This is a genomic window from Actinophytocola sp. (assembly GCF_035762905.1).
GTDB lineage: Bacteria > Actinomycetota > Actinomycetes > Mycobacteriales > Pseudonocardiaceae > DASYTH01.
In genome coordinates this window covers 16,199-40,062 of record NZ_DASUCC010000125.1, presented here as the reverse complement: position 1 = coordinate 40,062, position 23,864 = coordinate 16,199, and the positions used below count along the sequence as shown (strand labels likewise).

Here is a 23,864-nt window from a genome sequence, read left to right as displayed (position 1 = left end):
GGCAACTCAGCTGCCGGACCCGGCAGCTCAGCTGCTGGATCCGGCAACTCGCCGAGGTTGGGCGGCGTGCCGTACGTCGTTGGACGGCACGCCGCCGAGGCGTGGGTCAGAGCTTGAAGTTGCTCAGAACGTGTTGCAGGTCGGTGCTCATCCGGGCCAGCTCGGCGGCCGCACTCTTGGCGTCCTCCAGGCGGGTCTCGGTCTGGCGGGCGTTTTCGACCATGCCCGAGATGTTCTCCGCGATGGCCTTGGAGCCGTCGGCGGCGCCGGACATGCTGCGGTTCATCTCGTTGGTGGTCATGGTCTGCTGCTCGACCGCAGCGGCGATGCTGGCCTGGATGTCGTTGATCTTGCCGACGACCTGGCTGATCTCACCGATGGCCTGCACCGCTTCGGAGGTGTCGGCCTGGATGGTGCCGACCCGGGTGGAGATGTCCTCGGTGGCCCGAGCGGTCTCCTGCGCCAGCTCCTTGACCTCGCTGGCCACCACGGCAAAGCCCTTGCCGGCCTCGCCGGCCCGCGCCGCCTCGATGGTGGCGTTGAGGGCGAGCAGGTTGGTCTGCTCGGCGATCGCGGTGATCATCTTGACCACGGAGGCGATCTCCTGCGTCGACTCGCCCAGCTTCTCCACCGTCCGCGTGGTCGCCTCGGCGGTGGTGACCGCCGTGGCCGCCACGTCGGCGGCGTCCTTGGAGTTCGCCGCGATCTCCCGGATCGCCGCCTCCATCTCCTCCGAACCGGTGGCCACGGTCTCCACGCTGCTGGAGACCTCCTCCGCGGCGGAGGAGATCACCAGCGCCTGGCCGGAGGCGCCGTGCGTGTTCTCGGCGATGGCCGTCGCGGTGCTGCTGAGCTGGAGCGAGGAGGCGGCCAGGCCGGTCGCCGAACGGTCGACCAGGCCGAGCACGCCGGTCAGCGAGTCCAGCATCCGGTCCAGCGAGGTCGCCACGCTGGCCAGCTCGTCGCGGCCGCTGTCCTCGACCCGCTCACGCAGGTCGCCCTCGTCGGCCAGGTCCAGCACCTCACGAATCCGGGTCAGCGGCCGGATCACGCTGCGCGCCACGAGCAGCGCCAGCAGCAGCCCGATCAGCAGGCCGGCGCCGGCGACGATCAGGGTGAACGTCCGGGCGGACCGGTAAGCGTCCTCGGCGTCCCGCGCGGTCTGCTCGGCGTAGCCGACCTCCGCGCTGGTGGCCTTGCTCAGTGCCTCCTGCGCCTCGACCTCGGCGCCGAGCAGCTGCGGAACCAGCGCGTTCTTGGCCGCGACCGTGGCCGCCTTGTCGATCTGGCCGGTGACGTCCAGGTACTTGGTGTACGCCACCCGGTAGCTCTCGAAGTCCGCCCGGGCCTGCGGGCCGTACGGCTGACCGGCCGCGGCCTCGGTCTGCGCGGCGAGCGACTTGGCCGACTCGTCCCTGGCGGCGGCCTGTGCCTTGATGAACTCCGGCGCCAGGTTCGTGATCCGCACCCGCGCGGAGTGCGCCTGCAGCTCCCACCAGGTGGCCTGCAGCGACCGCAGCGTGTCCAGCGGAACGGTGCCGTTGTGGTACACGTCCTGCGCCTTGTCGCTGAGCATGGACATGCGCATCAGCCCGACCCCGCCCACCACCAGGGTCACCACGGCGACCAGTCCGATAGCCGCCAACACGCGGGTACGCACCCCCCACCGTCGCAGGCTGTACCAGCGCGCCGCGCCGTTCTCGCGTTCCATAGCCATGTCGATGCCTTCCGCCACACCCGTCAAGGTCCAAGCCAGTTACGTCACATATCGACGGCACCGGCCCCGGGCTGAGCGAAATGCCTCACACGGCTCCGCCAGCCCGGCGACCTGCGAAGACGCAGTCGGCAAGGGACAGGCCGCTGACGTAGGAGTTGGAGCAGATCCCGACGGCCGAGCGGCCGGCGGCGTACAGGCCCTCGACCGGAAGGCCGTCCGGGGTGAGCACCGCCCCGGTGGCCTCGGAGACGACCAGACCGCCGAGGGTGAGCATCGGGCAGGGGTAGGCGACCCGCGGCCGGGACGAACAGTCGATCAGCGAGTACGGCTCCTCTACCAGCGGCCGGACCAGGTCCGGGTGCTTGCCGAGCTGGTCCGGGCCGGGGGCGTTGTAGGCGTCGAGCGTGGCCCGCAGCCCGGCCGGGTCGATGCCGGCCCGCGCGGCGACCGCGGGAAGGGAACCGCGCAGCCGGCCGGCGCCGAGCAGGTAGCGGGCCTGCAGTCGCTGGAACCACAGCGTCTCGGTGCGCAGTTGGCGGCGCGCCGACCGCAGCACCGCATCGTCGATCAGCAGCCAGGCCCGGCCGCCGTGCTCGGTGATCATCCGCCCGCCGATCGCCGCCCCGTAGCTGGACTCGTCGACGAACCGCTGCCCGGCCCGGTTGACCAGGATCCCGCTCAGCAGGGCACTGGGTGGGTTGAGGAACCGCCACGCGGACACGGTGTCCAGCCGCGCGGTGGCGCCGCCGGCCGCGACTCCCAACCGGATCCCGGACCCGTCGTCGCCGAGCGTGCCCAGCGGCAACCCGCCGCGAAACGCCGGGGCGTGCTCGCGCATCATCGCCCGGTCGGCCACGAACCCGCCGGCGGCGAGGATCACCCCGCGGGTCGCCGCGATCCGCAGCGGCCGGCCGTGCGCCCGCTCGAGCGCCGCGATCCGCCGGCCGAGCCGCCTGGCCAGCGCCGGCGCGTACAGCCCGGGTTTGGTGGCATACCGGTACAGCAGCGCGTGTGCCCGGCGCACCCGGCCCGGCGCCGCGGCGAGCGACACGCACTGCACGCCGACCACCCGCCCGGACGCGTCGGTGACCAGGTCGCGCACCGCGGTCTGCGGCAGCACCCGGGCCCCGGACCGCACCGCGGCAGCGTTCAGCGCGGCGGCGAGTACCCGACCGGACGTGCCCCGCCCGTACGCCCGGTGCCCGCGCGCCGCCGGGACCGCGAGCGACCGGAACGGCCACGCGCCCTCGCTGCCGGACTGGTACAGGTAGTGCTCGTTGTTCGGATAGGACGTCTTGTACGGGCACAGGCTCGGGTGGAACGGCACGCCCTGCCGGCCGAGCCAGTCGATCATCGCCGGGCTCTCCGCGCAGAACCGGCGCAGCGTCGCCTCGGACACCGCGTCGCCGACCTCCTGGCGCAGATAGTCGAACATCGCCTCTGGCGTGTCGCACACGCCGGCCGCGCGCTGGATCGCCGTTCCGCCACCGGCATAGACCACCCCGCCGGAGACCGCGGTCGCCCCGCCGCCGGTGAACCGGTCGAGCACCAGGACATCGCCGCTCGCCTCGATCGCGGCGCACGCCCCGGCCGCGCCGAACCCGACCACCACCACGTCGGCCCGGTCGTCCCAGCCCTCGTCCACGCCATCACCTCGCACAAAACTATAACCTGTTCTAGTATTGCCCCCAGGGAGGCACGATGACCAGTGCGGCAACCGAGTTCGACGTGGTCGTGGCCGGCGCCGGAGCGGCCGGCATGACCGCGGCGCTGGTCGCCGCCCGCGCCGGACTGCGCGCGCTTGTCGTGGAGAAGGCCGGCACGTTCGGCGGTTCCACCGCCCGGTCCGGCGGCGGTGTGTGGGCGCCGAACAACAATGTGCTGCGCGCCGCCGGCGTGCCGGACACCCCGCGGTCGGCGCTCACCTACCTCGCGCACATCACCGGTCCCGAGGTGCCGGACGAACTGCGCCGGGCGTTCCTGGACCACGCCCCGGCCGTGATCTCCTTTCTGCAGGCCAACACCCCGCTGCGGTTCGGCTGGGTGCGCGGCTATCCGGACTACTACCCGGAGGCGCCCGGCGGCCTGCCGATGGGTCGTTCGATCGAGGCCCGTCCGCTGGACGCCCGGGTACTCGGCACCGAGCGGGCCCACCTCGCTCCGCCGTATCTCAAGGCCCCCAACGGAATGGCCATCACTCAGGCCGACTACCGGTGGATGAACCTGATGGCCCGGCATCCGCGCGGCATGCTGCGCACCGCCCGGGTGGCCGGCCGGCGGGCAATCTCCTTGCTGCGCAAGCGAGAGCTGCTGACCATGGGCCAGGCGCTCGCCGCCGGCCTGCGCGCCGGGCTGACCGGTGCCGGGGTCCCGGTCTGGCTGGACACCCCCCTGGTGTCGCTGCACACCGAGGCGGGCCGGGTGACCGGGGTCGTGGTGCTGCGGGACGGCGAACCCCTGCCGGTGCGCGCATTGCGCGGCGTGGTGCTGACCACCGGCGGGTTCGAGCACAACGAGCGGATGCGCAAGGAGTACCAGGCGGAGCCGATCGGTACCGAGTGGACGGTCGGGGCCCCCGGCAACACCGGCGACGGCATCGAGGCCGGGCTGCGGCTCGGCGCCGCTGTCGGCGTGATGGACGACGCCTGGTGGGGGCCGTCCGTCCCACTGCCGCACGGGCCGTACTTCTGCCTGGCCGAGCGCACCCTGCCCGGCTGCATGGTGGTCAACCAGGCCGGTGCCCGGTTCGTCAACGAGGCCGCGCCCTACGTGGACGCGGTGCACGCCATGTACGACGGGGCCAACATCCCGGCCTGGCTGATCGCCGACCAGCGCTACCGCAACCGGTACGTGTTCGCCGGGCTCGGCCCGCGCCAGCCGTTTCCGCGTCGCTGGTACGCGCACGGCGCGGTACACCGGGCGGGCACCGTCGAGGACCTGGCCGCGGCCATCGGCATGCCGGCGGAGTCGTTGCGGGCCACCGTGGACCGGTTCAACACCTTCGCCGACACCGGGCTGGACAAGGACTTCCACCGCGGCGAGAGCCGGTACGACCACTACTACGGGGATCCGCGCAACCGGCCGAACCCGTGTCTCGGCCGGATCGACCGGCCGCCGTTCTACGCGATCCGGATCGTGCCAGGCGATCTGGGCACCAAGGGCGGGCTGCGCACCGACGCCCGGGCCCGCGTGCTGCGCCCGGACGGCAGCGTGATCGAAGGGCTCTACGCGGCGGGCAACGCCAGCGCTCCGGTCATGGGCCACACCTATGCCGGCCCGGGCGCCACGCTCGGCCCGGCCCTGGTCTTCGGCTATCTGGCCGCGCTCGACTTGGGAGACGACACATGCGCATGATCGACGTCGGAACGCCGCCGGCCCGGTTCGCCCGGGGCTGGCACTGTCTCGGACTGGCCAGCACGTTCCGGGACGGCAAGCCGCATGCGATCGAGGCGTTCGGCACCAAGCTGGTCGTGTTCGCCACCGGTGACCGGCTGCACGTGCTGGACGCCTACTGCCGGCACATGGGCGGGGATCTGTCCCAGGGCACGGTCAAGGGCGACGCGATCGCCTGCCCGTTCCACGACTGGCGCTGGTCCGGCACCGGCAAGTGCATCGAGATTCCCTACGCCAAAAGGATTCCACTGCGCGCCCGGACCCGGTCCTGGCTCACCCTCGAGCGCAACGGCCAGCTTTTCGTCTGGAACGACCCGCAGGGCAACCCGCCGCCGCCGGACGTCGTGATCCCGGAGACCAAGGGCGCCTCCTCGTCCGAATGGAGCGACTGGACCTGGGACACCGTGCGGATCGACGGCTCGAACTGCCGGGAGATCATCGACAACCTGGTCGACATGGCGCACTTCTACTACATCCACTTCGCCTTCCCGACCTTCTTCAAGAACGTCTTCGACGGCCACATCGCCAGCCAGTACCTGACCTCCCGGGCCCGGCCGGACAAGAACATAGGGTCGAGCTACTCCATCGACGGGATGACGCTGCGCTCCGAGGCGTCCTACTACGGCCCGTCGTACATGATCAACGACCTGTGGCAGGACTTCGGCGGCACCGTGATCGAGACCGTGCTGATCAACTGCCATTATCCGGTGACCGCGGACGCGTTCGTGCTCCAGTGGGGGGTGAGCGTGAAGAAGCTGCCCGGGCTGCCGACGGAGAAGGCGGACAAGATCGCCGGCAAGCTGGCCAAGAGCTTCGGCATCGGGTTCCTGCAGGACGTGGAGATCTGGCGGAACAAGACCCGCATCGACAACCCGTTGCTGTGCGAGGAGGACGGCCCGGTCTACCAGCTGCGCCGGTGGTACGAGCAGTTCTACGTGGACGTGGAGAACGTGACCGAGGACATGACCAACCGCTTCGAGTTCGAGGTGGACACCAGCCGGGCCAACCAGGTGTGGGAGCGGGAGGTCGCGGAGAACCTGGCCGGTCGCGGTTAGATGACCACCCAGGAGCAGCGGGAGTACCTGACCGCCGGGCTGGTCCCGGTGGACTGCCACGGCTGCCCGACCCGGGTGCTGGTGCGCAAGTCCAGCGCCGAGCAGACCAGCGTGCAGTGGACCGGGCATCCGGCGGCCAGTTGCCCGGAGTTCGCCGCGCGGGTGGCGGCCGGCGAACTGAGCGCCCGGATCGAGGGCTGCCCGAAGCTGCGCGCCAGCATCGAGCACGCGGTGGCCGAGGGCCTGATCGAGGTGCGAGATGGCTGACCCGAGGCGGTACCGGCTCACCGTGGCCGAGGTGATCACCGAGACCGACGACGCCCGGTCGCTGGTGTTCGAGCCGGTGCCGTTCACCTACCGGCCCGGCCAGTTCCTGACCCTGCGCATCCCGAGCGACCGCAACGGTTCGGTGGCCCGGTGCTACTCGCTGTGCAGCTCACCGCACACCGACGACCGGATGCGGGTGCTGGTCAAGCGCACCGGCGGCGGCTACGCCTCGAACTGGTTGTGCGACCACATCGCCGCGGGCAGCACGATCGAGGCGCTCGCCCCGGCCGGCGTCTTCTGCCCGCGCTCGCTCGACGGCGATCTGCTGTTCTGCGCCGCCGGGAGTGGGATCACGCCGGTGCTGTCGATCATGAAGTCGGCGCTGTTCGTGGGTTCCGGCCGGCTGGTGCTCATCTACGCCAACCGGGACGAGTCCTCGGTGGTGTTCGCCGACGAGCTGCGCGCGCTGGCCGAGGCGCATCCCGGCCGGCTGGTGGTGGTGCACTGGCTGGAGTCGGTGCAGGGCCTGCCGACGACAGCGGCGCTGCGCGCGCTGGCCGCGCCGTTCGCCGGGTCCGAGGTGCTGCTCTGCGGCCCGAAGCCGTTCATGAGCGCGGCCCGTACCGCCCTGGCGGCGTTGAAGGTTCCGCGGGACCGGATCCATCTCGAGCGGTTCGTCTCGCTTGGCGCCAACCCGTTCGAGCGGACCGAGGAGCCCGACCCGGGCGATGGATCGTCCACAGTGGAGGTCGAGCTGGACGGCGGGCGGCACCGGTTGCCGTGGCCGGCCCGGACCCGACTTCTCGATCTGCTGCTGGACAGCGGGCTCCCGGCGCCGTTCTCCTGCCGGGAGGGCGCGTGCGGCGCGTGTGCCTGCCGGCTGGTGTCCGGCGAGGTGAAGATGCTGAACAACGACGTGCTGGAGCAGGAGGATCTGGACGAAGGGCTTATTCTGGCGTGCCAGTCCCTTCCGGTGACGGATCGGATCGAGATCAGCTACGAGTGAGGGGCCGTATGCCTATCGATCCGTTGGTCGCCATCGGCGCCGAACTGCCCGCGACCGAGTTCACCTGGACCGCGTCGGATGTGCTGCTCTACCACCTGGCGCTCGGCGCGGGTGCCGATCCGCTCGCCGATGCCGAGTTGGCGTACACGCTCGAGGACCGGCTCAGGGTGCTGCCGACCTTCGGCGTGGTGGCGCCGGGCCTGCGCACCTTCGAGCCGCCCACGGTCCGGTTCCCGGGGATCGAGATCGATCTGGCCAAGGTGCTGCACGGCAGCCAGCAGATCACGGTGCACCAGCCGATCCCGGTGTCCGGCCGGGCGAGCGCCAACCCGCGGATCGCCGACGTGTGGGACAAGGAGAAGGCCGCGGTGATCGTGCAGGAGACCGTGGTCACCGACTCGGCGGGTGTCCCGCTGTGGACGGCCACGTCGAGCATCTACGCCCGGGGCGAGGGCGGCTTCGGGGGATCGCGCGGCCCGTCGGAGCGGGCCACACTGCCGGACCGGTTGCCGGATCACCTGGTCGACACGCCGACGCTGCCGCAGCAGGCACTGATCTACCGACTGTGCGGCGACCGGAACCCGCTGCACGCCGACCCGGCGTTCGCCGCAACGGCCGGCTTCCCGCGGCCGATCCTGCACGGGCTGTGTACCTGGGGGATGGTATGCAAGGCCGTGGTCGACACCGTGTTCGGCGGCGACGTCACCCGGGTGGGCACGTTCTCCGGCCGGTTCGCCGGGGTGGTGTTCCCCGGCGAGACGCTGCGCACCCGGGTCTGGGCGGATGACGGTCGGCTGACCATCGCCGCGTCCACTGTGGAGCGCGGGGACGACGTGCTGCGCGGCTCACTTCAGTGACCCCGCTTGCGCATGCGCACCGGCATCCGCTCGCCCGGCACACCGGCTCCGGGTGGTGCCGGTTCGAGGTCGGCCGGAGCCTCCGGGTCTTCGGGCCCGGGTAGGGTCAGCAGCGCCCGCAGTGTCCACACCGGACACGCGCCGTACCACCAGAGCACCTTGGCCGGGGCGAACACGTCGTCCTCGGTCGCCCTGGTCGGCAACCGGTAGGCGTGCGCATGCTCGCAATCCTGCAATACATAGACATCGGCGCATTCGTTCCACTTGAAAACGCCGGCCACGACGTCCGGGCCGTTGTTGTCGGACTGGAACATGTACCAGAGAAAGCCCCGTTGTCCGGCCTCCGTCAGTAGAGCTTCCAACTCATCCACATCAACCCCGCGGTGACGCAAGGAATTCGATCAGGGGCGCCCACGGCTGGGGGGTGTCCACTGCGGCGCCCCTGATCTTCGGTATAGGGTGGCGCGCGTGTGACGCGCGCCACCCAGGGGCCAGTAGACCATACATGTAGATTCTACGGTTTCTGGTTCCGCCGATCGTGTTAACCCCTCCCCACGGGAGAAACTCCATGCTCCTGGCCACGTCGGTCGCCGTGCTGCGGCGGCGCATCGCCGTGGCCCTGCGCAGTTACCGGGAGAATGCCGGTTTCACCCAGCGCGAGGCCGCCAATCGCACCGGCATCGCCGCCGGACGGATCAACCACTTCGAGACCATGCGGAGCATCCCGCCGGACCCAGAGCTGATCACTCTCCTCGACCTTTACGAGGCCACCGAGGACAAGGAGGAACTGCTCGCCATCCTGCCGGCGGCCCGCAAGCGCACGGCAACAGAGGCCGCTACAACGGATCCGGAGCAGTTCAACCTCTACATCGGACTGGAAGCCGGTGCCACGCAGATCGAGTCCTACGACGCCATGGTGCTGATGGGGCTGGTGCAGACGGCCGAGTACGCCGAGGCGCTGCTGCGCGGCCATGGCCAGGGCCTGTCCGAGGCCGAGGTGCGCAGGCGGTTGCGGCTGCGCCTACGGCGCAAGGAGTTGCTCACCTCCGAGTCACCGATCCAGCTGTGGCTCGTTGTCTCCCAACATGTGCTCGAAGCGCCGGTCGGTGGCCGCGAGGTCATGCGTGCTCAACTCGCGCACCTGGTGGAGCTGGCCGAACTACCGAATGTCGAGGTGCAGGTGCTCCCGGGAGGCGTCGTGCCACACCCGGGCCTGCATGGCTCGTTCACGATCCTGTCATTCCCGATCCCCGGCGACGCCGGCCTGGCTTACGTCGAGACTCGGGTGCGGGGGTTGTTCTTCGAACAGCCGGATGAACTGCAGGAATATGCCCAGGTAATGAACCATCTGCGGGTACTCGCCTGTCCGCCAGATGAGTCTATCCCATTGATCAACCGGATCCGAAAGGACATCCCATGACCGCAATGAGCGACTTCGCCAGGGCGAGGTGGCGGAAGTCGAGTCGTTCGGCCACGTCCGGACAGTGCGTCGAGTTGGCCCACACCGAGGCCAGCTTCGCTGTGCGCGATTCGAAGAATGCTGAAGGGCCGCTGCTGGCTCTGAACGCCCGAACCGGGCTCGCGTTCATCGGCGCGGTCAAGAGCGGCCAACTGTAGGAGCGAGGACCCCGGCCCAATCATGGTGGGCCGGGGTTCCCGTCAGGTGGACACCCGCCTTCGAGTTTGCCGCAATGGCAGACCCTGGCCCAGGTCAGAAAATCACCGGAAAGGGGACAATTACCCGCCAAGGACGAGGCCGCTGGTCGGCACTCCGGTGCCGGCGGTGACCAGGACGTTCCGCACGTCCGCGATCTGGTTCGCCGCCGTGCCGCGGATCTGGCGCACCGCCTCGGTGATGCCGTTCATGCCGTGGATGTACGCCTCGCCGAGTTGGCCGCCGTGCGGGTTGACCGGCAGGGTGCCGTCCAGCTCGATCGCGCCGTCGGCGATGAAGTGCCGGGCCTGCCCGCGCGGGCAGAAACCCAGCTCCTCCAACTGGAGCAGCACGAACGGGGTGAAATGGTCGTACAGCACGGCCACCGACACCTCGGCCGGGCCGATGCCGGACTGCCGCCAGAGCTGGCGGGCGACCACGCCCATCTCCGGCAGCCCGGCCAGGTCGTCGCGGTAGAAGCTGTTCATCACGAACTGGTCCGGGCCGCTGCCCTGCGCCGCGGCGCGCACCACGGCCGGGCGCTGCGGGAGGTCGGCAGCCCGGTCGAGGCCGGTGACCACGAGCGCGACGGCGCCGTCGCTTTCCTGGCAGCAGTCCAACAGCCGCAACGGTTCCACGATCCAGCGGGACGCCTGGTGCTCGGCGAGCGTGATCGGCCGGCCGTGGAACCAGGCGTTCGGGTTGGTGGCCGCGTGCCGGCGGTCGGCCACCGCGACCCGGCCGAAGTCGGCGCTGGTGGCGCCGAACTCGTGCATGTACCGCCGGGCGATCATGGCCACCGACGCGGCCGGCGTGGCCAGTCCCATCGGGTAGTGCCAGCCATTGTCCACACCGGACGACGCCGCCTCGGCCGACACCCGGCCGAACCGGCGCTCGGACCGCTCGTTGAACGCCCGGTAGCACACCACGACCGAGGCGACCCCGGCGTCGATGGCCAGCGCCGCCTGCTGCACGGTGGCACAGGCCGCCCCGCCACCGTGCGGAATCCGGCTGAAGAAGGTCAGCTCGGGAACGCCCAGCTCCCGGGCGAGGGCGATCTCGGCGTTGGCGTCCATGGAAAACGTCACCATTCCGTCCACATCGGACGGTCGCAGCCCGGCGTCGGCCAGCGCGGCGCCGACCGCCTCCACCGCGAGCCGCAGCTCGCTGCGCCCGGAGTCCTTGGAGAACTCGGTCGCCCCGATCCCCACGATGGCCGCGGTCATGGGAGCACCAACCGCACGGTCGCGGTCACGTGATCGCCGAGACCGTTGCGGCCCACCACGTCCACCGTCGCCTCGCCGTCCTCGACCGCCGCCACCCGGCCGGAGAACACCAGCGTCTCGCCGGCATAGCAGGGCACCCCGAGCCGCAGCGCGATGCCGCGCACCAGCGCGCCCGGCCCGGCCCAGTCGGTGACGAACCGCTGCACCAGCCCGGTGTCGGTGAGGATGTTGAGGAAGATGTCCCGGGACCCGCGCGCGACCGCGGCGTCCCGGTCGTGGTGCACGTCCTGGTAGTCCCGCGTCGCGATCGCCGTGCTCACCACGAACGTCGGCGTCACGTCGATCCGGAGCTCCGGCAGCTGCTCGCCCGCCCTCATCGCGGCCGCCAGACCGGCAGGGTCAGCTCGTCGTCGACCCGCTCGAACGAGACCCGCACCGGCAGGCCGACCCGCACCGCCGCCGGCACCACCCCGGTCAGTTCGGCCAGCACCCGCACCCCCTCGTCCAGTTCGACCAGCGCCACCACGAACGGCAGCGCGCGGCCCGGCACCGGTGGATGGTGGTGCACCACGAAGCTGTACACCTCGCCGAGTCCGGCCGACACCACGTACTCCGGCTTCAGCGCCCCGCACCGCGGGCAGCCCGGTCCGGGTGGATGGCGCACCGCCCGGCACGAGCCGCACCGTTGGATGCGCAGCTCGCCGCGCGCGGTGCCGGCCCAGAAGAACTCGGTGTCCCGGCTCACCACCGGCCGCAGTCCGCCGGCCGGGGCGGGCGGTGGCGGGGCGAACTTCAGCACCCGGAACATCATCTCGGCCACCGGCTCGTCGCCCACGTACCAGGTGGAGTGCGTGGTGACGAACCACCCCTCACCCAGCGCGGTCCGCTTGGGCCCGGTCACCTCGCCGAGCCGGGAGGAGACCGAGACCCGCTCACCCGGCCGCAGGTACCGGTGGTAGACCTGCTCGCAGTTGGTCGCCACGATCGAGGTGAAGCCGGCGTCGTCGAGGACCTTTCCCATCGCCGCCAACGGATCGTCCGCGGCGCGCATCCCGGCGAGTCCCGGCATGGTCCACACCTGGGCCATGGCCGGCGGCGCCACCAGCCCGGCGTGCCCGCAGCTCCGCGCCGCGGCCTCGTCCAGGTACACCGGGTTGCGGTCGCCCATCGCCGCCACCCAGTGCCGCACCATCGGCACGTTCACCGGGTCGGCCGCGACCCGCCGCTCCGACTCCCCTCGCGCGGCCACCTCGCCGGCCGCCCGCCGCATCTCGTCCACCCGACCTCCAAACTAGAACTCGTTCTAGTCTAGTGGGAACGTCCGGTTGTCCGGTAGGGACGCGGCTGGCATGGTCGGGTGCATGAGCGAGTTGGCGAGCGAATCACCGGGCGCCGCGACATGAGCGGGCCGGCGGTGTCTGGACTGAGGAGCAGCGCAGGCCGCGAGGAACGAGTGGCCGAGCAGCGCACGAGGGAAGACACCGCCCCAAGGCCCGCTCACGCGAGCGGAGCGAGCCGAAAGGACACAGCATGAGCAGACTGCGTCTGGCCCGGCGCGCCGTCCAACTCGGCCTGACCGCGAACGCACTGCGCCCGGCCCACGGGGCGGCGGCATCCATCCCGGCGTTCTTCGCCGGCTGGCTGACCGCCGAGCTGGCGCCCCAACTGCTGGTCGCGCAGGGCGCAGGCGCCCTCACCCAGGTGGCCCGCGGGCAGTACCGGACCGGGGCCGACCGGGCCGCGCTGGCCATGAGCGCGCTGTCCATCGCCGGGCTCGGCGCGCTGATCATGTCCGGTCGGGGCGCCCGCACCGAGGTGGAGAAGGCGTTGACCGACACGCTCGGTCCGGACTACGCCAGTGAGCTGGAACACGTTCCGGTCGCCGCCGACCTGGCCATCCCGTGGCGGGACCTGATGATGCCGTTCCGGATGCGCAACCCCGACGTGGTCCGGCTGCGCGACATCGCCTACGCGCCCGGCGGCCGGCGGTTCAGCCTGGACGTCTTCCAGCACAAGGGGAAGCCGACCGGGCGGCCGGTGCTGCTGCACGTGCACGGCGGTGCCTGGATCCTGGGAAACAAGGAGCAGCAAGGGATTCCGCTGATGCTGCACATGGCGGCCCGGGGCTGGGTGTGCGTGTCGGCGAACTATCCGCTCTCGCCCCGGTCGCGCTGGCCGGAGCACGTGGTGGCGCTCAAGCGGGCGCTGGTCTGGATCCGCGAGCACGGCGCCGAGTACGGCGCCGACCCGTCGTTCGTGGTGGTCACCGGCGGGTCGGCCGGCGGGCACCTGGCCGCGCTGCTCGCGTTGAGCCAGAACGATCCCGCGTTCCAGCCGGGCTTCGAGCAGGCCGACACCTCGGTGCAGGCCTGCGTCCCGCACTACGGCGTGTACGACTTCGCGGCCGAAACCGGGACCCGGGCGACGAAGCAGCGGCTGCGCTGGCTGGCCAGGGCGGTGGTCGGGGTGGACCCGGTGCGCAGCCCGGAGGTCTACCGGTCCGCCTCCCCGCTGGCCCGGGTGCACGAGAACGCCCCGCCGTTCTTCGTCATCCACGGCCACGACGACAGCCTGGTTCCGGTGCCGGAGGCCAGGGCGTTCGTCGACGCGCTGCGCGCGGTGTCCCGCAACCCCGTGGCGTATGCGGAGCTGGCCGGCGCGCAGCACGCGTTCGACATCTTCCCGTCCATCCGCAGCGCGCACGTGGTCCGCGCGGTGCAGCGGTTCCTGGACTGGGCCTACCGGCGGTCACTCCCGAGGGAGCCCGAGCAGCCGCTCGCCGATCACGTTCAGCAGGATCTGGGTGGTGCCGCCGGCGATGCTCAGGCACCGGGTGAGCAGAAACTCGTGCAATAGCGCGCCGTCCGCGCCGGACAGGTCCATCGCCAGCTCGGCCACGTCCTGCCGGTGCCGCACCCCGATCAGCTTGTGCACGCTGGACTCCGCGCCGGGGTCCTGGCCGTCGATCCGGCGCAGCGTGGCCCGGAAGTCCACAAGCGACACCGCGAGCCCCGCGGCGACCGTCGCCCCGATCCGGTCCAGCGTCACCGGGTCCGGGTCGGCCACCCGGCCGAGCAACGCCTCGACGGCCGCACCGAGCGACGACCCGCCGCCGATCGCCACCCGCTCGGCGGCCAGCGTGGTGCGGGCCAGCCGCCAGCCCTCGTTCACCGCGCCGACCACGCAGTCGTCCGGCACGAACACGTCGGTCAGGAACACCTCGTTGAACCGGGCCTCGCCGGTGATCTCGCGCAGCGGCCGGATCTCGATGCCGTCCGTGCGCATGTCCACCAGGAAGTAGGTGATCCCCTTGTGCTTGGGCACCTCCGGACCGGTGCGGGCCAGGCAGATCGCCCAGTCCGCCTCGCGCGCCCGCGAGGTCCAGACCTTCTGGCCGGTCAGCCGCCAGCCGCCGGCCACCCGGCTCGCCCTGGTGCGCAGCGACGCGAGGTCCGACCCGGCACCGGGCTCGCTGAACAGCTGGCACCACTCGATCTCGCCGCGCAGCGTCGGCCGGACGAACCGGTCGCGCTGCGCGTCGGTGCCGTGCCGGATGATCGTCGGCACCGCCCAGGCACCGATCACCAGATCCGGACGCGGCACGCCGGCCGCGGCCAGTTCCTCGTCGATGGCCAGTTGCGCCGCCGGTCCGGCGTCCAGGCCGTACGGCCGCGGCCAGTGCGGCACCAGGTAGCCCGAGTCGGCCAGCTCGATCCGCCCCGGCCCCGGCGCAAGCGCGGCCACCCGGGCGGCGAACTCGCGCGCGGCCGTGCGGGCCTCGTCCTGTTCGGAGCGCAGCTCGAGCCGGCGGCGGGTGCCGGCAAGCGCCAGTTCGGCGGCGCGCCGCCGCCACCGGCCGCTGCCGCCGAGCACCTCGCGCAGCGCGATCGCCCGGCGCAGGTACAGATGCGCGTCGTGCTCCCAGGTGAACCCGATGCCGCCGAGCACCTGAATGCAGTCCTTCGCGTTGTCCACGGCGGCATCCAGCGCGACGGCCGCGGCCGCGGCGGCGGCCAGCGGGTGCGCCTCGGGCGCCGAACCGTGGCACCGGGCCGCGTCCCAGGCCAGCGCCGCGGCCCGCTCGGCGCGGCAGAGCAGCTCCGCGCACAGGTGCTTGACCGCCTGGAACGCGCCGATCGGCCGGCCGAACTGCTCGCGCAGCGCGGCGTATGCGGCCGCGGTCCGCACGCACCAGCCGGCGACGCCTGCGGCCTCGGCGGCGCCGAGCGTCGCGGCCAGGTCGGTGACGGCGGCGAGTGAGAGGCCGGGCAGCACCCGCTCGGCCGGAACGGCGACGCCGTCCAGCCGGATCCGGCCCTGGGCAACGGACGGATCCGCGCCGGACCGGGCGGTCACCGTCACGCCGGGCCAGCCGGGGTCGAGCACGAACCAGACCTCGCCCGCGCTGCCGTGCGCGCCGAGCACGAGGTACGTCGCGTCGTCCGCGCCGGGCACCCGGTCCACCTCGCCGCTGACCACCAGGTCCCGCACCGTCAGCGTGCCGGTGTCCAGTGCCACCGCGGCGATCGCGGTGCCGTCGGCCAGCCCGGGCATCAGTTCCTTGGCCGCGACCGGGTCCGGGTCGCGGGCGAGCAGCAGCCCGGCCAGCACGGTGGGCAGCACCGGCCCGGGAACCAGCGCGGCCGCGGCCGCCTCCAGCGCGACGGCCTGGTCGTCCAGCCCGCCGCCACCGAACGGAGCCGGTAACGCGATTCCGAACAATCCCAGGTAGGCCAGGGTCGGCCAGGGTGTGCGCCACTCGGTGGACTCGCCGGCCGCCATGGCCCGAACCACCCCTACGGTGTTCGCCCGCGCGGTAGCGTCGGAGATGGATTCCTGGATCGCCCGCTGCTCCGCCGTGATCGCGATCGACACGGCAGCTAGTATAGAACGTGTTTCAGTTTATTGGCCGAACGACGAGGACCGCCCCGGATGACCACGACGCCCAAACCCCGCACGGCAGGCGGCAACGCGCTCAGCGTGCTCACCGACGAGGAGTTGGGGTCCGCGGCGCAACGGGACCGGCGCAGGCGCATCCTGGACGCCACCATCGCACTGGCTTCCAAGGGCGGCTTCGAGGCGGTGCAGATGCGGGCGGTCGCCGAGCGCGCCGACGTAGCGCTCGGCACGCTGTACCGGTACTTCCCGTCCAAGATCCACCTACTGGTCTCCGGCCTGTCCCGCGAGCTGGAACGCGGACAGGAACGTCTGGACCGCACCGCCATCCCGGGTGACAGCGCCTACGAGCGGGTGCTGGCGCTGCTCGGCCGGATCACCCGGGCGATGCAGCGCGACCCGCACCTGACCGAGGCGATGACCCGCGCCTTCATGTTCGCCGACGCCTCCGCCGCCACCGAGGTGGACACCGTCGGAGCGTTGATGGACCGGATGTTCACCCGCGCCATGCACGACGGCGAGCCCACCGAGGAGGACCGCGCGATCGCCCGGGTGATCACCGACGTGTGGCTTTCCAACCTGGTCGCCTGGGTCACCCGGCGCGCGTCGGCCACCGACGTCCACAACCGCCTCGAACTGACCGTACGGCTGCTGCTTCGGCCCTAGCCCGCGGACGCAAGGACGGGCATGCTAGACGCTCGTGACGAGCGAATCGACCGTGCCGGCATTCGACCTGATCGGCAAACGGTATGACGAATCCTTCGTGGAGCGTGACGTCCAGCTCGCCGAGGGTGCCTGGCTGATCCAGCAGCTGCCCCCGGGTGCGCGGGTGCTCGACCTGGGTTGCGGCAGCGGGTTGCCGTCCGCCAAGCAGCTCCTCGACGCCGGGGTGGAGGTCGTCGGCACCGACGAATCGGCGGTGATGATCGAACTGGCCCGGCAGCAGGCGCCCGGCGGCCGGTACCTGCACCAGGATCTGCGCGACTTCGACGACCTCGGCGAGTTCGACGCCATGGTCGCCTTCTTCGCGCTGCTCATGCTGCCCAGGATGGACATCCCCGAGCTGCTGGCCAAGTGCAGGACCCGGCTGCGCGGCCCGAAGCTGCTGCTGCTTTCCATGGTGCACGGCGACTTCGACTTCTTCCCGGTGAGCTTCCTCGGCGCGCAGACCAACGTCTCCGCCTACCCGCCGGAGAAGCTCCGCGAGGTGGTCACCGACGCCGGCTACGACGTGCTCGACCTGCGGGAGGTCGAGGCCGAGGCCGAGCCGGGCCGGATCGAGGTGCAGATCTACCTGCGGGCCAAGGCCCGCGACTGAGCCACGTGCGCCCGGCGCCGCGGGCGCCGGGCGCGCTGATGTGGGGCCGCACAACCCCACCGGCCGCCGGCCGCCCCTGCGCGGCCGCGGACGTGTTCGGTCAGAGCCACTCGTTCGCGGCCAGGTTGGCCCGCAGCTTGGCCAGGGCGCGGTGCTGAGCGACGCGGACCGCGGTGGCGGTCAGGCCGATCGCCACCGCGGTCTCCTGAGCGGACAACCCGACGATCAGCCGTAACCGGATGATCTCGCGCTGCCGCGGAGCAAGGGTGTCGAGCAGCTTGCCCAGCCGGGCGCGCACGTCGGCGCGCATGGTCTGCTGCTCGGGCGTCGCCTCAAGGTCGATGCCGTCCGGCACGTCCGCGGCGGGCTCGGCCTTGTCCCGGCCGGCCTTGCGGTAGTGGTCGGCCACCTTGTGGGCGGCGATGCCGTAGACGAACGGCAGGAAGGACTCGGGCCGGTCGGTGTACCGCGGCAGTGCCCCGAGCACTGCCAGGCACACCTCCTGGGCAACGTCGTCGGCGGAGGAGTAGGCCGCCCCCGTGCGGCCGATCCGGGACCGGCAGTACCGCACGATCGCGGGGTGGATCCAGACGAACAGTGTGCCGGTGGCCTCGGGATCTCCGGCCAACGCTGCCGAGACGAGCTCGTGGAAGGCGGCGCTCTTCAGCCGGGCGAAGATCGCATCCGAGCTCCCGCCGGTCGCGGGCATCGGCGCCGGCTCGGTGACCGGCACCTGCGCTGACGTCACGGACGAGTTCACGCGAACCCCTCTGGTCGATTACACCACCACAACGAGGCGCCGTCGGTCGGATACGGTGCTGACGCCGCGGAGACGATGCGGGTGGGTGAAGGCCCTAGTCCCGGAGAGCCTTCGATGCACACCGGATAATTGCCGATTCAACCGCGCCGCCGACAGGGTCCAAGGTCCCTATCACCCGCACGGGTGGCACACGACTCGGTCCGTCCGGACTCCTAGTAGTGAACCGGATTGGGTGAAGGGGACCCGACGTTCGGCGCAACCGAGTCGCACCCATTTTGCTCCCGAAGACGCCTGCCCGATGGGGCAGAATAGGGGGCACCCCTAGGTGTCTCCGGGCGCCGCCCAGGGCTATTGGCATGCCCGTTAAACCGCCCACTTTTGGGTGAAAAGACCATTGAAGTCCGGTAGATCCGGGTCCCATGATCGAATAATTGACGATCACGGTCAAATTTCGGGACGACAGTACCAGTGTTCGGCGGACCGCGGAAAGAACCCTGCGGCCGGGCCTGGCGCCGCGGCCTGCACCGGTGTGCCGAACGCGGCCGGCCGGTCATCCCCGGAGGGCGGGAGGTCGAGTGGGGACGGCGCAGGATCCGGCCGCTCATCCCCAGGTGGAGGCCGAGAACTGCTGGTCCGCGCGACCCCTCCGGCGGCAACTCCGGGATCGACCCGGATCGGGCGGCCGACCGCCTGCCCGACAGTTTTGTCCGGCAATCGGACAGCCCCGGCCGCCCTTCGGAAATGCACGGACCCGTGGATCGGATATGCGGACCCACCGGCGGGCCGCGCCGAACTCGGCCGGCCGCGATATTCGGGCAATGACCCGGTGTCGCGGTTGTATTACGCCGGAACAGCATACAGCGCACCCTGATGGCCTGTTCACCGTCCGCTATCGAACGAATCTGCCCTGTAACACGCGCCACATCGGACAGTGGACAAAGGGACACCCAGATTAATGGCCAATCGCTCGTCGATCGTTTCGCAGGGTCGCATCGGGACACTTGACATTCACGGAACACCACCCCCGCCGTTGAACCAGCGGTTGGAGTTCGTCACACCCGAATGGGTGAACGGGGTTCCAAGAATGCGCCCGCCGTCCATATTACGCTCCGCACTTGAATGAACACCGTTGTGCCATCTGCGGAGTGAGCGTGCACCATCGTGGTATGCAGCAGCCAGCACGCCCGACCGTCGTGGTGCTCAGCGGCGCCGACCTGCCGCCCAGCATGGCGGCGATCGAGCAGCGCGCCCTGGTGCGGTACGCCACCGAGGAAGGGCTGCTCGACGCGCTGCCCGGCGCCGACGTGCTGTTCGTGTGGCGGCTGCGCACCCGGGCCCTGACCAGGGCCTGGGGCAAGGCCGACGCGCTGCGCTGGGTGCACACCGCCAGCCCCGGCCCGGAACAGCTGTTATCGCCCGGCGTGGTCGCCAGCGACGTTCAGGTGACCACCTCGCGCGGTCTGTTCGACGAGCCGATCGCCGAGTACGTGCTCGGCCTCGTACTGGCCTTCGCCAAGGACCTGCACGGGCGGATCCGGCTCCAGCAGAGCCGGACCTGGCGGCAGCGGGAGACCGAGCGGGTGGTGGGCAAGCACGTGCTGATCGCCGGCACCGGGTCGATCGCCCGGGCCACCGGGCGCACCCTGCGGGCCGCGGGCATGACGGTGTCGGCGGTCGGGCGGGTGGGCCGCACCGGCGATCCCGATCTCGGCGACGTGCTGCCGCTCGACCGGCTCAACGACGGGCTGCGCGCGGCCGACTACGTGGTGTTGGCCGCCCCGCTGACCGACGACACCCGGGGCATGATCGACGGCCGGGCGCTGGCCGCGATGAAGCCGTCCGCGCGGATCATCAACGTCGCCCGCGGCGGGTTGCTGGTGCAGAACGACCTCGTCGCGGCGCTGCGCACCGGCAAGATCGCCGGCGCGGCCCTGGACGTGTTCCGGGACGAGCAGCTTGCCGAGTCGTCCCCGCTGTGGACCCTGCCGAACGTGCTGGTCTCGCCGCACATGTCCGGGCAGGTGGTCGGCTGGCGGGAGGAGCTGGTCGCCCTGTTCGCGGACAACCTGACCCGGTACCTGGAGGGCCGTGCGCTGCGCAATCCGGTCGACAAGAGCCGGTTCCAGATGAGCGAGGCGTAACCGGCCCGGGCATTGCGTCGTTACCCTACTCTAGAGTAGTTACCGATCGGTAAGGCCGGCTGAACGGGAGTGGTTGGCTGTGGCGAGCAAGAACGGACGCACCCCCATCGGAGTGGCCATGGCCGTTCTGAACCGGCTGGCCGCGGCGCCGATCGTGAACCGGCTCGGGCTGCGCCGCCCGATGGAGCGCACGGTCGGCCAACTCACCAGGACCGGCTTCCAGGCCGCGGCCGCCGCGGGGCGAACCTGGGTGGCCGCCCGCCGGCTCACCGAGCCGAAGCGGCCGGCTCCCGGGCCCGATCGCGGCCTGTTCGACCTCACGCTCACCGACGAGCAGCGCCTGATCCGGGACACCGTGGTCGAGTTCGCCGCCGAGCAGCTGCGCCCGGTGGCCGCCGACGCGGACGGCAAGTGCGAGGCGCCGCAGGGCGTGCTGAGCACCGCCGCCGCGCTCGGGCTGGCCAGCATCGGCGTGCCCGAGGAGCTGGGCGGGGTGAGCGGCGAGCGGTCCGCAGTGACCAACGTGCTGGTGGCCGAGGCGCTGGCGCACGGCGACCTCGGGCTGGCGGTGGCCTGCCTGGCGCCGACCGCGGTGAGCACCGCGCTGGTGCTGTGGGGCGACGAGCACCAGCAGGCCACCTACCTGCCGCCGTTCCTGGCCGAGAGCGTGCCGGCCGCGGCGCTCGCGATCCAGGAGCCGCGACCACTGTTCGATCCGTTCTCCTTGCACACCAAGGCCTACCGCGGCTCCGGCGGGTTCGTGCTGAGCGGCGTGAAGGCGCTCGTGCCGCGCGCGGCCACCGCCGAGCTGTTCATCGTCGCGGCCGACCTGGACGGCCGGGGACCCGCGCTGTTCCTGGTCGAGTCGGGCAGCGCCGGCATCGGCGTCGAGGCCGAGCCGGCCATGGGACTGCGCGCGGCCAGCACCGCGCGGCTGGTGCTGGACAAGGTGAACGTCCCGGCCGGCGCGCTGCTCGGCGGCGGATCGTCCACCGTCTACACCGAATGCGTGCGGCTGGCCCGGCTGGCCTGGTGCGCGCTGGCGGTGGGGACCAGCCAGGCCGTCGTGGACTACGTGATCCCGTACGTCAACGAGCGGATGGCGTTCGGCGAACCGGTCAGCCACCGGCAGGGCGTGGCGTTCAAGATCGCCGACATGGCCACCGAACTGGAGGGCATGCGCCTGGTGACGCTGCGCGCGGCCAGCCGGGCCGAGCAGGGCAAGCCGTACGCCCGCGAGGTGGCGCTGGCCCGGAAGCTGTGCGCGGACAAGGCGATGACCATCGGCAGCGACGGGGTGCAGCTGCTCGGCGGGCACGGATACGTCAAGGAGCATCCGGTCGAACGGTGGTACCGGGACCTGCGGGCGATCGGTCTGATGGAAGGCGCGGTGTTGGTGTGATCAACCTCGATGTCCCCAGGAAGTTCGAGCAGCTCGTCGAGCGCGCGCACCAGGCCGCGACCATCTTCTTCCGCCCCAACTCGCGCAAGTACGACCAGGCCGAGCACACCTACCCCAAGGAGCTGGACACGCTGGCCGCCCTGCTGGACGGCCTGAACGCCAGCGGAAGCGGCGCCGGTGCGGGCGGAGTCCGCCGCGGCGGCACGGCCGGCGACGGCGACGGGGTGCGCAACGGCTCCAACCTCGCCGTCGCCCTCGGCACCATCGAGATGTGCTGGGGCGACGTGGCCCTGCTGCTGTCCATGCCGAGGCAGGGCCTCGGCAACGCCGCGATCGCCTCGGTCGCCAACGAGGAACAGCTCCAGCGGTTCGGCCGAATGTGGGCGGCCATGGCCATCACCGAGCCGGACTGCGGCTCCGACTCCGCCGCCATCCGCACCACCGCGCGCCTGGACGGCGACCACTACGTGCTCAACGGCGAGAAGATCTTCGTCACCTCCGGCGAACGCGCCGACGCCGTCGTCGTCTGGGCCACCCTCGACCGGACGCAGGGTCGCGCGGCCATCAAGTCCTTTGTGGTCGAACGCGGCACGCCCGGCTTCGAACTCGTGCGCCTGGAACACAAACTTGGTATTCGCGCCTCCGACACCGCCCACTTCCGCCTGGACAATGTCCGTGTCCCCAAGGAAAATCTCCTCGGCACTCCGGACATCAACCCGGCCAAGGGCTTCACCGGCGTCCTGCAGACCTTCGACAACACCCGACCCCTTGTCGCCGCGATGGCCGTCGGCGTGGCCCGCGCGGCGCTGGAGGAAACCCGCCGCCTGCTCGAGGAATCCGGCATCACCATCGACTACGACCGCCCCGCCGCCACCCAGTCCGCCGCCGCCGCCGCATACCTGTCCATGGAAGCCGACTTCGAAGCCGCCTACCTGCTCACCCTCGAAGCCGCCTGGATGGCCGACAACGGCAAACCCAACTCCCTGCACGCCTCCTACGCCAAGGCCAAGGCCGGCCGCGCCGCAACCGACATCACCCTGCGCTGCGTCGAACTCTGCGGCACCATCGGCTACTCCGAGACCAACCTCCTGGAAAAATGGTCCCGCGACGCCAAGATCCTGGACATCTTCGAAGGCACCCAACAGATCCAGCAATTGATCATCGCCCGCCGCCTGCTCAACAAGACCAGCGCCGAACTCAAGTAACCTCGGCCGAACACCGGCGAACTCGAGCACCCGCGATGCCCGGCCGGGAGCCGACCCCTGGTCGGGCGTCCTCGTCACCGCGTCCTGGATCGATTCATCTACCGAGCGCGGTCGGTGGTGTTCGGGTGGTGAGATGCTGGATAGGATCGAGTCCATGACAGCAGAACGGCCGTCCTGGGCGCCGCAGAACATCGACCTCGATCGCCCGAACGCCGCTCGGATCTACGACTACTTTCTCGGCGGGGCGTGCAACTTCGAGCATGACCGGGAGTTCGCGGACAAGTTCCTGGAGATCATGCCGGAGGCGGAGACGGCGGCCCGGCGCAACCGGGCGTTCCTGCGGCGCGCGGTGCGGTTCTGCGTCAACAAGGGGATCCGTCAGTTCCTCGACCTGGGGTCGGGCATCCCGACGGTCGGCAACGTGCACGAGATCGCGCAGGGCATGGACCCGGCGTGCCGGGTGCTCTACGTCGACAACGAGCCGGTGGCCGTCGCGCACAGTGAGCTGATGCTCGAGGACGTCCCGAACGCGGCGATCCTGCAGGCCGATCTGTGCGACGCCGACACCGTGCTGAACTCGGTGTCCGCCCGCCAACTGCTGGACTTCGACGAGCCGATGGCGCTGCTGATCGTGTCCGTGCTGCACTTCGTCCCGGACGCCTCCGACCCGGCCTCGGCCGTGGCCCGCTACCTCAAGGTCATGGCGCCGGGCAGCTACTTCGTCTTCTCGCACGGCACCACCGAGGGCTTCGAGCAGGACCCCGCCGAGGCCGCCAACGCCTACCGGCGGACCACCAACCCGGGCGTCGGCCGCAGCCGGGAGGAGATCCTCGCCTTCATGAGCGGCCTCGAACTGCTGGAGCCCGGGCTGGTCTGGACCCCGATGTGGCGGCCCGACTCCCCGGAGGACGTCGGCGAGAACCCGGAGCGCTCGCTGAACCTGGCCGCCGTCGCCCGCAAGTCCTGA

At 71.2% G+C, this 23,864-nt stretch carries 22 protein-coding genes; 14 read left to right on the top strand and 8 right to left on the bottom strand.

Going from position 1 to position 23,864, the window contains the following annotated elements; translation table 11 throughout:
- Positions 1-106 precede the first annotated feature (106 nt).
- Together VFV67_RS26335 and VFV67_RS26330 are read right to left on the bottom strand one after the other, a co-directional pair.
- Positions 107-1,717 carry a methyl-accepting chemotaxis protein gene (locus VFV67_RS26335; RefSeq protein ID WP_326473332.1) on the bottom strand — a complete coding sequence of 537 codons (1,611 nt, stop codon included), beginning with the start codon at positions 1,715-1,717 and terminating at the stop codon, positions 107-109.
- Positions 1,718-1,802: 85 nt separating this feature from the next.
- Entirely contained in the window at positions 1,803-3,362 is a 1,560-nt protein-coding gene (locus VFV67_RS26330) for an FAD-binding protein (protein WP_326473331.1), read from the bottom strand.
- A 56-nt stretch (positions 3,363-3,418) separates the two neighbouring features.
- On the opposite strand from VFV67_RS26330, the gene kstD reads away from it, so the two are divergent.
- From kstD to VFV67_RS26305, 5 genes are read left to right on the top strand one after another with little or no spacing between them, the layout of a single operon-like run.
- Positions 3,419-5,071, top strand: coding sequence for a 3-oxosteroid 1-dehydrogenase (kstD, locus tag VFV67_RS26325; protein WP_326473330.1), 1,653 nt, complete (start codon positions 3,419-3,421; stop codon positions 5,069-5,071).
- The gene (locus VFV67_RS26320; RefSeq protein ID WP_326473329.1) at positions 5,062-6,165 is read left to right on the top strand and encodes a Rieske 2Fe-2S domain-containing protein; all 1,104 of its coding nucleotides are present in this window, start codon (positions 5,062-5,064) and stop codon (positions 6,163-6,165) included. Before kstD ends, VFV67_RS26320 begins: the two co-directional genes overlap by 10 nt.
- The gene (locus tag VFV67_RS26315; protein WP_326473328.1) at positions 6,166-6,432 is read left to right on the top strand and encodes a hypothetical protein; all 267 of its coding nucleotides are present in this window, start codon (positions 6,166-6,168) and stop codon (positions 6,430-6,432) included. It begins immediately after the preceding gene.
- Positions 6,425-7,438, top strand: coding sequence for a ferredoxin--NADP reductase (locus VFV67_RS26310; RefSeq protein ID WP_326473327.1), 1,014 nt, complete (start codon positions 6,425-6,427; stop codon positions 7,436-7,438). The genes VFV67_RS26315 and VFV67_RS26310 overlap by 8 nt, the downstream gene beginning before the upstream one ends.
- Before the next feature lie 8 nt (positions 7,439-7,446).
- Complete coding sequence (locus VFV67_RS26305) at positions 7,447-8,295, top strand: MaoC/PaaZ C-terminal domain-containing protein (protein ID WP_326473326.1); 849 nt, start codon at positions 7,447-7,449, stop codon at positions 8,293-8,295.
- On the opposite strand, the gene VFV67_RS26300 is transcribed toward VFV67_RS26305, so the two are convergent.
- On the bottom strand, positions 8,289-8,609 hold the full coding sequence (locus VFV67_RS26300) for a hypothetical protein (RefSeq protein WP_326473325.1): 321 nt from the start codon (positions 8,607-8,609) through the stop codon (positions 8,289-8,291). The genes VFV67_RS26305 and VFV67_RS26300 overlap by 7 nt on opposite strands.
- A 254-nt stretch (positions 8,610-8,863) precedes the next feature.
- On the opposite strand from VFV67_RS26300, the gene VFV67_RS26295 reads away from it, so the two are divergent.
- Together VFV67_RS26295 and VFV67_RS26290 are read left to right on the top strand one after the other, a co-directional pair.
- Positions 8,864-9,715: a helix-turn-helix transcriptional regulator gene (locus VFV67_RS26295; RefSeq protein WP_326473324.1), complete on the top strand. Its 852-nt coding sequence runs from the start codon at positions 8,864-8,866 to the stop codon at positions 9,713-9,715.
- The gene (locus VFV67_RS26290; RefSeq protein WP_326473323.1) at positions 9,712-9,912 is read left to right on the top strand and encodes a DUF397 domain-containing protein; all 201 of its coding nucleotides are present in this window, start codon (positions 9,712-9,714) and stop codon (positions 9,910-9,912) included. The genes VFV67_RS26295 and VFV67_RS26290 overlap by 4 nt, the downstream gene beginning before the upstream one ends.
- Positions 9,913-10,032: 120 nt before the next feature.
- On the opposite strand, the gene VFV67_RS26285 is transcribed toward VFV67_RS26290, so the two are convergent.
- From VFV67_RS26285 to VFV67_RS26275, 3 genes are read right to left on the bottom strand one after another with little or no spacing between them, the layout of a single operon-like run.
- A complete protein-coding gene (locus VFV67_RS26285) occupies positions 10,033-11,175 on the bottom strand; it encodes a lipid-transfer protein (RefSeq protein ID WP_326473322.1) in 1,143 nt (380 codons plus the stop codon).
- Positions 11,172-11,552 carry a MaoC family dehydratase gene (locus VFV67_RS26280; RefSeq protein WP_326473321.1) on the bottom strand — a complete coding sequence of 127 codons (381 nt, stop codon included), beginning with the start codon at positions 11,550-11,552 and terminating at the stop codon, positions 11,172-11,174. Before VFV67_RS26280 ends, VFV67_RS26285 begins: the two co-directional genes overlap by 4 nt.
- Positions 11,549-12,445, bottom strand: coding sequence for a bifunctional MaoC family dehydratase N-terminal/OB-fold nucleic acid binding domain-containing protein (locus VFV67_RS26275; protein WP_326473334.1), 897 nt, complete (start codon positions 12,443-12,445; stop codon positions 11,549-11,551). The genes VFV67_RS26280 and VFV67_RS26275 overlap by 4 nt, the downstream gene beginning before the upstream one ends.
- 260 nt (positions 12,446-12,705) lie before the next feature.
- Between VFV67_RS26275 and VFV67_RS26270 the strand changes: the two genes are divergently transcribed.
- Complete coding sequence (locus VFV67_RS26270; RefSeq protein WP_326473320.1) at positions 12,706-14,031, top strand: alpha/beta hydrolase; 1,326 nt, start codon at positions 12,706-12,708, stop codon at positions 14,029-14,031.
- Here VFV67_RS26270 and VFV67_RS26265 read toward each other — a convergent pair.
- Positions 13,924-16,050 (bottom strand): acyl-CoA dehydrogenase, encoded by a 2,127-nt coding sequence (locus VFV67_RS26265; protein ID WP_326473319.1) that lies wholly within the window; start codon positions 16,048-16,050, stop codon positions 13,924-13,926. The genes VFV67_RS26270 and VFV67_RS26265 overlap by 108 nt on opposite strands.
- Before the next feature lie 57 nt (positions 16,051-16,107).
- Between VFV67_RS26265 and kstR the strand changes: the two genes are divergently transcribed.
- Complete coding sequence (kstR, locus tag VFV67_RS26260; RefSeq protein ID WP_326473318.1) at positions 16,108-16,737, top strand: cholesterol catabolism transcriptional regulator KstR; 630 nt, start codon at positions 16,108-16,110, stop codon at positions 16,735-16,737.
- A 34-nt stretch (positions 16,738-16,771) separates the two neighbouring features.
- Positions 16,772-17,389, top strand: a complete 618-nt coding sequence (locus tag VFV67_RS26255) for a class I SAM-dependent methyltransferase (RefSeq protein WP_326473317.1) — start codon at positions 16,772-16,774, stop codon at positions 17,387-17,389.
- Positions 17,390-17,489: 100 nt separating this feature from the next.
- On the opposite strand, the gene shbA is transcribed toward VFV67_RS26255, so the two are convergent.
- Positions 17,490-18,137 (bottom strand): RNA polymerase sigma factor ShbA, encoded by a 648-nt coding sequence (gene shbA / locus VFV67_RS26250; RefSeq protein WP_326473316.1) that lies wholly within the window; start codon positions 18,135-18,137, stop codon positions 17,490-17,492.
- A 1,178-nt stretch (positions 18,138-19,315) separates the two neighbouring features.
- On the opposite strand from shbA, the gene VFV67_RS26245 reads away from it, so the two are divergent.
- From VFV67_RS26245 to VFV67_RS26230, 4 genes are all read left to right on the top strand, one after another.
- Positions 19,316-20,290, top strand: a complete 975-nt coding sequence (locus tag VFV67_RS26245; RefSeq protein ID WP_326473315.1) for a D-2-hydroxyacid dehydrogenase — start codon at positions 19,316-19,318, stop codon at positions 20,288-20,290.
- A 106-nt stretch (positions 20,291-20,396) separates the two neighbouring features.
- Positions 20,397-21,692 carry an acyl-CoA dehydrogenase family protein gene (locus VFV67_RS26240; protein ID WP_326473333.1) on the top strand — a complete coding sequence of 432 codons (1,296 nt, stop codon included), beginning with the start codon at positions 20,397-20,399 and terminating at the stop codon, positions 21,690-21,692.
- Positions 21,689-22,897, top strand: coding sequence for an acyl-CoA dehydrogenase family protein (locus tag VFV67_RS26235; protein WP_326473314.1), 1,209 nt, complete (start codon positions 21,689-21,691; stop codon positions 22,895-22,897). The genes VFV67_RS26240 and VFV67_RS26235 overlap by 4 nt, the downstream gene beginning before the upstream one ends.
- A 154-nt stretch (positions 22,898-23,051) precedes the next feature.
- Positions 23,052-23,864: an SAM-dependent methyltransferase gene (locus VFV67_RS26230; protein ID WP_326473313.1), complete on the top strand. Its 813-nt coding sequence runs from the start codon at positions 23,052-23,054 to the stop codon at positions 23,862-23,864.